The organism is Rubripirellula obstinata (genome assembly GCF_001642955.1).
Taxonomy (GTDB): Bacteria; Planctomycetota; Planctomycetia; order Pirellulales; family Pirellulaceae; genus Rubripirellula; species Rubripirellula obstinata.
The window spans coordinates 23,746-33,218 of the sequence record NZ_LWSK01000025.1 but is presented as its reverse complement, the minus strand read 5'-3'; the positions used below and the strand labels follow the sequence as shown (position 1 = coordinate 33,218).

Below are 9,473 nucleotides of genomic sequence, written 5' to 3'. Positions count from 1 at the left end.
TCGATAGGCGATGGCTAAAGCTTGCATCGTTTTTGAAGATGATTGGCGGGCCAACGAACCGCTTGGCCACAGCGGTGTGAGGCGGGCTTAATTTTTGACGATGATTTTGATGATGGACCTTCGACGTTTCATCATGCGGATGAGATATACTCGGAAACCTCTTTCGTTCCCGTGGGTCTCTACACCGCATGACAAGTCGTTCCAATTCCGACAATCAAGTCAGTCGCTGCATTCGTGCAGTAGAGGAAGGAGACGAGCGCGCGACGACGGAACTTTGGCAGTACGTTTATCCACGCTTGTTAGCCTATTCCCGTCAAAAACTTCCCCGTCAACTCCGCCGTGTTTTGGACGAAGAAGATGTTGCGCTCAGTGCTTTCAAGAGTTTTTGCGCCGGTGCGGTGCGCGGTTCACTCGGCGACATCGCCGGTGACGATGAACTGTGGCGGCTTTTGTTCTGCATTTCTTCAAGAAAAGCGCGGGGTTACATCCGAGCGGAAACGAATCAGAAACGTGGCGGTGGAAAAGTCAGCGGCGAATCCGTTTTCGGTGATGTTTCGACGTCTGGTATCGATCAAGTCGCTGATCCCGGCGGGCCGCTGGAACAGTTTTCGATGGACTGCCAGCATCTCATGAACTCGCTGGACGACGATATCTTGCAAACCATTGCGATGCTGCGAATTGAAGGGTACGGCGTGGACGAAATCGCGGAACGAATCGAATTGTCAAAACGCAGCGTTGAACGACGCCTGAGTTTGATTCGGCAGATTTGGACCGCCGAGGGCATCGATCCATGACGGCAACGCAAGCATCCGGAATCCCCAAAACCATCGGTCGATTTGAAGTCCACCGTCGTGTGGGTCAGGGTGCGTTTGGGTCGGTTTTTCAAGCGTTTGATCCTGTCGGTCAACGCCAGGTCGCCATCAAAGTGCCGCGAGTCGATGGCAATCAGCAACGCGACATCTTGAATGAAGCCCTATCGCTTGGCCAACTTTCGCATGCTGGAATTGTGTCCATTTTGGATGCCGGGCAAATCGGCGACGACTGCTACATCGTTTCGGAATTCCTGGACGGCCCCAGCTTGAAATCATGGATGCAACATCATCGGCCGACAGTTCGCGAAGCAATTCAGATCACGATCGCATTGGCCGACGCACTCGCCCACGCTCATGCTCATCGTGTGGTCCATCGCGATTTGAAGCCGGACAACATCATCATGGTCGGCGGTCGCTCGCCCGTGATTATCGACTTTGATCTGGCCATCAATGATGTCCTGCATCCGAACCAGACTCGCCAAAAAGGCATCGTCGCTGGCACGCCTGCGTACATGGCTCCTGAACAGGTGATCGGCGAAGGACATCGCATCGACGGACGCACCGATCTGTATGCGCTGGGCGTCATCTTTTACCAGATGTTGACCGGGCAGTTGCCATTTCGATCGGACGATTCAAGCGTCCTGATGAACCAGATCCGAGAAGATGATCCGCAACCGCCGAGACAATTGGTGCGTGACCTACCGCCGCTGTTGGAGGCGATTTGCATGAAGGCGATGGCGAAGGATTTTCCTGATCGCTTCACCACGGCTGATGACTTTGCAACGAATCTGCGCCGTGCACTTCGGGATCCCAATCAAAAGCTGGAAGACACCGATGAACCGGCCGAACCGCCCGCAACGGTTCCAATCCGCGCTGATTCATCAATTCGTAGATCACGTCGATCCGCTCGGCGGCGAGTAACGGTTGTCCAGATGACCTGCGATGTGTTTGATTCCGAAAAGATCTCTAGTTCGCTGGACATCGAACAGCAGTGTCAAGTCTTAGAAGATTTCCAGGACCTTTGTCGCCGCGTTGTTTCGCTTCACTCGGGCAAAGTCGTGCAGTTGACCGATCAAGGCTTGTTGGCCTGTTTTGGTTTCCCCATCGCCGTGGAAGATGCCACCCAAAGAGCGGTCGGAATGGCGATCGAGTTTCAACAGAAGCTCGCTGACCTGAGCGCGAAGCTGTACCGAACCAGAAATATCCGGCTTGGTGCGTCGGTGGCGATTCATACCGACGAAGCGGTGTTGCGAATGGACGAAGACGAAACGGTTTCGTTGTCCGGTCGCGTGCGAACGGTGGTCCGACAGCTTGCGGTCAATGCGCAGGTTATCGATTCGCAGGTTACTGATTTACAGGGTGGAGCGATCGTATTGACCGAGGGCACCAATCGATTAGTGCGAGACTATTTTGATACCAAGGCCGCCAAGCCTGTACGACTGCGAGATGGCCGGGTTATCAAACCGTACATCGTGTTGTCGCAGCGGATCCGAGGAAGGTTCGAGGTCGCTAGGGCCGGTGGCAAGCTGACGCGATTGGTTGGGCGAGACTCGGAGGTTGCCACACTGGCTGAGTGCTGGTCCCGCGTCGCGACTTGCCCAGAGCGGGCCGAAGACCCCGTAGTGGATCTTGTTAAAGATCCTGCGCTGGACGGATCTTTAACAAGATCCACTACGGGCTGTGCTCGGGGGCAAGCGGTGGTCATTCACGGGGAAGCAGGAATCGGAAAATCTCGCCTGCTTCACGAGTTGCGTCAGCATGTGCAACGAGAATCCGCCGCAGTCAAAATTTCTAGTCCGATGATCGTCGATTGGCAAGCCGATCCACAACGTCAAGCCAGTAGTTTACAGCCAGCCATCGATTCGCTGCAGACCGCCCTTGGTTTTGATGACGACCTGCCCCCGATCAAACGACTCAGCAAACTTGTTCGGCATCTGGATGACCTGGGCATCGAAGGTGACGAGGAAGTCGCGCTGATGGCATCGTTGCTGTCGCTGCCGCTTGCTGGTTGTTACCCACCGCTGGAATTGTCGCCTCAACAACAGAAAGAAAAGACGTTCAAACTGTTGTTGAAATGGTTTTCGTGTTGTGCAAAACGACAACAAGTTTTGTTTGCCGTCGAAGACCTGCACTGGATTGACCCATCAAGCCTAGAACTGATTGATCGGTTGATCCAAACGGGTTTAGATGATCGGATTCTGGTCGTCGCAACCTACCGTCCTGAATTTCAATCGCAGTTCCAATCTCGCTGGCAAGAAGATCGCAATGTCACTTCGATCGAACTGGAACGGCTGACCGGACCGCACATCGGCGAAATGATCCTTGAATGTTCGGCGCTGGAAACTGTTCCGATCGAAATGGAACGACTGATCGCCGACCGGACCGATGGGGTGCCATTATTTGTCGAGGAGTTCGCGTCGGTGATCGAGTCCAGCGAATTGGTCGCGGGCGAAGTTCCCGCGACGCTGCAAGAATTGTTGCTATCGCGGCTCGATCGCGTCGAAAGTGATCTCACCGTGGTTCAGTTGGGCTCAGCGATTGGCGGCGATTTTCGATTTGACGTCGCCGCTGCCGTGACAGAATTGTCTGAACCCGATCTGAAGAAACAACTCGGCTTACTGCTCAATTCCGACTTGGTTTACCAATACGGTCATGGCCAGAAATCTCTGTACACGTTCAAGCACGCGCTAATCCGAGATACCGCGTACAAGACGATGGTTGAAACGGATCGCTTAAACATTCATCGTCGAATCGCAACGGTGATTGAAAAGGAATTTCCCGACCTCTGTGCGCGAAGCCCCGAATTGGTCGCGTATCACTTCACGCAGTCACGGTGCTGGAACGAATCACTGGACTACTGGCAACGGGCGGCCGAGCACGCGACCCGCCGGGCCGCCAACGAGGAAGCGAAACGACATTTGATTTCTGCCTTGCAAAGTTTGAACGAAATTGAAGACAGCAATTCACGCAGGCAACGCGAAGTCGAGATACGCGGCTTGCTTGGCGTTCACCTGCAGTCGATTCATGGCTACATCGCTCCTGAAGTGACCGAAAACTACGAGCGTGCCGCCGAGTTGTGCCGCAAGATGAAGGCAACCGTCGAAGCCTTTCCGGTGCTCTACGGATTGCTTCGTTATCACATGCTGCAATCAAACCTATGCGAAGCAACGGAGCTGTCGCATCAATTACTGGAACTTGCTTCCCAGACTTCCGACGCCAGCCAGACCGTGCTCGCGCATCGCGCGATGGGGTCCACGTCGGTTTACAAGGGCGAATTGCAGTCTGCTAGCGAGCATTTTGAAAAAGTCTTGGCGATTGAGCCGACATCGGAACTGCGAGCGGAGGTGGCAACGATGGCAGTCGTCGACCCTTGGGTGACATCTCGTTCCTATTGGTCACTTGCACTGTGGTTGATGGGCGACACCGATCGAGCGCTGGCCGAGAGCGAGCGTTCGCTTGCTGAAGGACTGCAGCTAAAACATCCGACCGCCTACATCTTGCCCGTCGGTTTTTCACAGTGGTTGCACCAGTTTCGTGGCGACGTTGATCGCACGGAAAAGACCTGTGATCTGTCGGACCGACTTGGTAAGGAATATGGTTTTCCATTCTGGAATGCCTGGACGCTGGCGATCCGAGGCTGGGTGCAGGACCAACGCGGCGATCCGTTGACGGCGATGAAAACGATCCAAGATGGAATCGATAATTGGTGTGCCGCGGGCAGTGCGGCCGGTTGCCATTATCTTTACACGCTGCTTGCCCAAGCCTGCATCAACGCAGACAAACAAGATGATACAGAAAAAGCTCTGACTGAGGCTCAGCAGTTCGCCGACAAAACGGGCGAGCGATTTTACGAATCTGAAATCGCGAGACTGCGGGGAGAGTTAGCCTTTCGCCGCGGAGCTGCCGATTCGGAAGTGAAAGCGTGGTACCGAAAGGCTATCGCGATCGCCAAAAAACAGGGCGCGAAGTCACTCGAATTGCGTGCCACGAAGAGCCTGCACGGATGAACTTCAGATGCGGTACGGCGGATCGGCGAACGTTTTTGTAGGCCGTAGCGAGCCATAGCGAGTTACGGCGGTGTGCAAACTGCCGTAACTCGCTATGGCTCGCTACGGCCTACATTTGTTCTGCCGCGTTGGAACTTAGTTTGTTCCGTTCTATGTATGCGTTGAACCTACTTCTCGAACCACTTCTTGATCGCGTGGATCGTGGTTGATCGGCCGGCTTTGGCGATCGACGTGGTGAGCGGGATTTCCTTGGGGCAGACCGAGACGCAGTTTTGTGCGTTTCCGCAAGCCGCGATTCCACCTGGTCCCATCAAGGCGTCCAAGCGTTCGCCCGCGAGTGATTTACCGGTCGGGTGATTGTTGAACAAGACTGCCTGCGAGATCGCGTTGGCTCCGACGAAGGCCTCGTCGTGAGCCTTATTTTGTCGCTCTTCAAACGCTTCGTCGCTTTCGCCTTCTTCGCGAACCAATTCGACCTTGGTGTATTGCGGACAAGCTTCCAGGCAGCAACCGCAGCTCATGCATTGGCTGAGCGGGTAATTCTGTTCCTGGTCGTCCATCAAAATCCGTTCGCCTGCACCCATGTTGTAATAACTGTCAACGGGCACCCAAGCTTTGACCTTTTGCAGACCACGGAACAATCGCTTTCGATCGACCATCAAGTCGCGGATCACCGGAAACTTGCTCATCGGTTCCAGCACGAGTTCGTCAGGATCTTCCTTCATCAGCGTATCGACCAAGGCACTACAGCTTTGGCGAACCTTCCCGTTGATCACCATCGTGCATGATCCGCAAACCTCTTCTAGGCAACCGCAATCCCATGTCACTGGGTTGACTTTTTTGCCATCCGAAGTGGTCGCCTGCGCAGCGATGCGTTGCAAAATCGTGATCACGTTGAGTTCAGGCTCATACGCAATCTTGTGCAGTTCCCAGTAGGGTTCTTGTCCCGGAGCGTCTTGGCGACGCACACGTACGTTGATCCACTCGGGTCGATTTTTTACGTTGGGGTCCAGGGCGATCATGCGACGATCCTGATATGAAAACTTGGTCTGAAACTGATGAAAGTATGCGTCCGTGGACGCGTCTTAGGATTGTAGGAACTAGGCCATTGCTGGTTCGTTTTGCTTCGCTGCGTTCTGCTTCGCTTCGGTTCGCTCTTTCCAAACCTGTTCGATGGTTTCGCCACCGACCAGTCCGTAAAGTCGAGGCCGCGGAGCAAGCAACGACGTGTCAACGTCTTCGTAAGTAATCTCGGGCTGCATCGTGTCGTTGTTCCAAGTCGCAATCGTGCTCTTGAGATACTTGCTATTGTTCTTCTCGAACTCATCACACCATGCTTCGGCTTGCTGGCGTCGTTCGGCTGGATCCTCCGACGTCAGCGATGGTTTCTCGAATTCAGGTTTGTAGTGAGCACCGCGGCATTCGTCACGTTGCAACGCACCCTTCAACAGAGTTTTCGCCAGCGGGAACATGTCCTGAACCGCCTTGGTGAAAATCACATTCTGGTTTGACCAAGATCCCGTGTCAGAAAGCCCGGCTCGCAGCACTCGTTGGTGCAAGTCGTCGACTTTGCCCATCGCATCGGTCAATTGATCGTTCTTGCGAACCACCGTTGCGACCCGAGTCATAATGTCGCCGAGTTCCTGGTGAATCAGGTAAGGGTTTTCGTCGTTTGAATCAGAACCGCTAAGCAGATCGTCGTGACGTTTTTGATGCAGTCCAACGGCACCTTCGATCAGCGAAGACGGCACGTCCGCATGACCACTGGATTGATCGGCAGCGTAATTGACGATCGACGACCCGGTGAACAGGCCAGTAAAGATGCATGACAACAGCGAGTTCGCACCGAGACGGTTGGCACCGTGATAGTGGTAATCGCATTCACCGATCGCGTACAAACCAGGAATGTTGGTCATATGGTTTTGTGGTGCTCCGGCAACCAATCCACCGGTGGTTTCATCCTTAACGTAGTCGGCCCAAAGTCCACCCATGCTGTAGTGAACCGCGGGGAAAATCCGCATCGGTTCAACGCGAGGATCAACGCCTTGGAACTTCTCGTAAATTTCCAGGATGCCGCCTAACTTGCGATCCAATTCCGCCTTGGGAATGTGGGTCAGGTCCAGGTAGACCGACATTCTTTCGGCATCGATACTGAGTCCTTCATTGACGCAGATATCGAAAATCTCGCGAGTCGCGATGTCACGTGGCACCAAGTTGCCGTACTTGGGATAGCGTTCTTCGAGGAAATAATACCGCTCGTTCTGTGGAATGTCGCCTGCAGCACGCGGATCTTGCGGCTTCCTTGGAACCCAAACTCGCCCGCCTTCACCGCGAGCCGATTCGCTCATCAAACGCAACTTGTCGCTGCCCGGAATTGCTGTCGGGTGAACCTGAATGAACTCACCGTTGCCGTACTTTGCACCGGCTTGGAAACAGCGACTCGCTGCACCGCCGTTGCAGAACACGCTCATCGTGCTGCGGCCGTAAACCAACCCGCAACCACCGGTCGCAACGACGACTGCATCGGCGGGGAAGGCACGAATTTCCATCGAAACCATGTCTTGCGCGATCGCACCACGGCAGCGACCCGAATCGTCCAACATCGGCCCCAGGAAATCCCAGAACTCGTACTTCTTGACCAAACCTTCGCTCTCGCGGCGACGAACTTGTTCGTCCAGGCCGTAAAGCAATTGCTGACCGGTCGTGGCACCGGCAAACGCCGTTCGTTTGTACAGTGTTCCGCCGAAACGACGACGATCCAAGAAGCCTTCGCCAGTCCGGTTGAACGGCACACCCAATCGGTCCATCAAATCGATGACCTTCGGTGCCCAATCCGTCATTTCCTTTACGGGCGGTTGGTGATTCAGAAAGTCACCCCCGTAGACCGTATCGTCAAAGTGTTTCCACTCGCTGTCACCAAGTTGCCTTGTCTGATCGTTGCAACTGTTGATGCCTCCCTGAGCACAAACACTGTGCGATCGTTTGACCGGGGTCAGCGAAAGCAAATCGACCGAAGTGCCTAATTCAGCAAGCTTCATGGCGGACGCTAGGCCAGCTAGGCCACCACCAATGACGACGACGCGTTGTTGAGACATATTGAAGGCGTTCCAGGTTTAGGGTTCTTGAGTCGGGTTCTTGAAACTAAAAATCGGCCGGATTACTCCGAGTCCGAATTCTCGGTGCGTTTGTGAGGATTTGGCGAAACGAGGCCCGCTTCGACCGAAGCCTCGTACATGCGATCTTCGATGGCATCATATTCGGCAATTTCGGCTTCACCGGGTGCAACGGCGGCATACCAAGCGCTCGTACCTACAACCGCAAGACCGATGCCGATCGCCACACAAACTTTTGTGGCACGTTCCTGGGCGGTGGGAGAAATCCACAAACCCCAGGTGATTCCGGCGGTCCAGAGGCCGTTGGCCAGGTGGTAAACGCATGCCCAGACGCCAATCAGGTAGAACGCAGGCCAAAAATAGCCCTGCATCGCGGCGACCAGGGTACTGGCGGCGTTGTAGGGCTTAAACTGCCCGAACCCCACCGGTTGGATGACGGCCAAGTACAAATCGGCGTGGAACCAACCGTGCAGGTGCAGAATGTGGAAGAACAGATAGACCATTGCGATCACGCCGGTCCAACGCTGCCAAACGTACCGCTTGTTGTTGACAAATTTGTAGTGGCCGTCGTTGTAGTTCGCTGTCTTCGCGATCCAAACGCCGATCACCGCATGAAAAATCAGCGGCAGGAAAATGAACGCCCATTCGATCAGCGGCAACAGTTTGCCGGGGCTATGGATCAGAAAGACCGCTCGTTGGAATGTCTCGCTACCGTTCAGCAGGCTGGCGTTGGTCGTCAAGTGAACGACCATGTACAAGCCCAACGGGACAAGCCCCAACAGTGAATGAACTCGCCGAATCGCGAATTCGTGTTGGGTAAAGAAAGCTGTACCTGCGGAGACCGAAGTACCGGAAGCCGAGGAAGTCGTAGCCGCACTCATATTGGTTTAGTTATTGCATTGGGCAAGAAACATTGATGTCTTTCGACACTGGTCCGCCAAGGTTACCGCATTATTGATTCGGATGGGAGACAGACACAGGCATCTTCTGGATTACTTCGTCGAACTTTCGCACCGTCACGACCACGCCGATACAAAATGGACCGAAACCATGTGCCAAAAAGTCACACCTAGATCCCCATCTGCGACAACATGTCCGCAACACGCCCCAGGTTCTCAGTCAACTTTGGATGAGTATCACTAAACGACTGGGTTGCCGTTTGCAATCCAGTCGCAAGCGAATGCGAATTGACCTCGCTCTCATCCAAGCTGGATTTGATCTTGGCGATCGTCTCGCGAAGCTGTTCCCGTTCGTCTTCGTCAAGTTCGCTGACGTCCTGCAGTTGCAGATGCAATTGGTCCAGCGTCTTTTCAAGTTCAGTTCTCATGGCCTGGTTTCCGGCGGTGTTATTTTGGGCGGAGCAATCCAAGCATTTTAACGTAGCTGATCCCGCCAGGGTTCAGTCAGCATAAACGAATCCAGCAAAGTAGGCCGTAGCGAGCGGAGCGAGTTACGGCATTGCACGACTAAGGAACTGTCCCGAAATAACTTCCCGGTTTTCTCGTAGCTGGGCCCGCCGGGGTTCTGTACAACGCTTGTTT

The 9,473-nt window shown here is 54.3% G+C and carries 6 protein-coding genes; 2 read left to right on the top strand and 4 right to left on the bottom strand.

Going from position 1 to position 9,473, the window contains the following annotated elements; all coding sequences use genetic code 11:
* Positions 1 to 188 precede the first annotated feature (188 nt).
* The gene (locus tag RC85_RS09175; RefSeq protein ID WP_068261526.1) at positions 189 to 794 is read left to right on the top strand and encodes an ECF-type sigma factor; all 606 of its coding nucleotides are present in this window, start codon (positions 189 to 191) and stop codon (positions 792 to 794) included.
* A complete protein-coding gene (locus RC85_RS09170) occupies positions 791 to 4,819 on the top strand; it encodes a protein kinase domain-containing protein (protein ID WP_068261523.1) in 4,029 nt (1,342 codons plus the stop codon). Before RC85_RS09175 ends, RC85_RS09170 begins: the two co-directional genes overlap by 4 nt.
* A gap of 167 nt (positions 4,820 to 4,986) precedes the next feature.
* Here RC85_RS09170 and sdhB read toward each other — a convergent pair whose 3' ends face one another.
* From sdhB to RC85_RS09150, 4 genes are all read right to left on the bottom strand, one after another.
* The gene (gene sdhB, locus RC85_RS09165) at positions 4,987 to 5,841 is read right to left on the bottom strand and encodes a succinate dehydrogenase iron-sulfur subunit (protein ID WP_068261520.1); all 855 of its coding nucleotides are present in this window, start codon (positions 5,839 to 5,841) and stop codon (positions 4,987 to 4,989) included.
* A gap of 78 nt (positions 5,842 to 5,919) precedes the next feature.
* Positions 5,920 to 7,914 carry a succinate dehydrogenase flavoprotein subunit gene (gene sdhA, locus RC85_RS09160; protein ID WP_068261517.1) on the bottom strand — a complete coding sequence of 665 codons (1,995 nt, stop codon included), beginning with the start codon at positions 7,912 to 7,914 and terminating at the stop codon, positions 5,920 to 5,922.
* Positions 7,915 to 7,976: 62 nt separating this feature from the next.
* Positions 7,977 to 8,813, bottom strand: a complete 837-nt coding sequence (locus RC85_RS09155; RefSeq protein WP_068261513.1) for a succinate dehydrogenase cytochrome b558 subunit — start codon at positions 8,811 to 8,813, stop codon at positions 7,977 to 7,979.
* Between the two features lie 188 nt (positions 8,814 to 9,001).
* The gene (locus RC85_RS09150) at positions 9,002 to 9,259 is read right to left on the bottom strand and encodes a DUF4404 family protein (RefSeq protein WP_068261510.1); all 258 of its coding nucleotides are present in this window, start codon (positions 9,257 to 9,259) and stop codon (positions 9,002 to 9,004) included.
* Positions 9,260 to 9,473 lie beyond the last annotated feature (214 nt).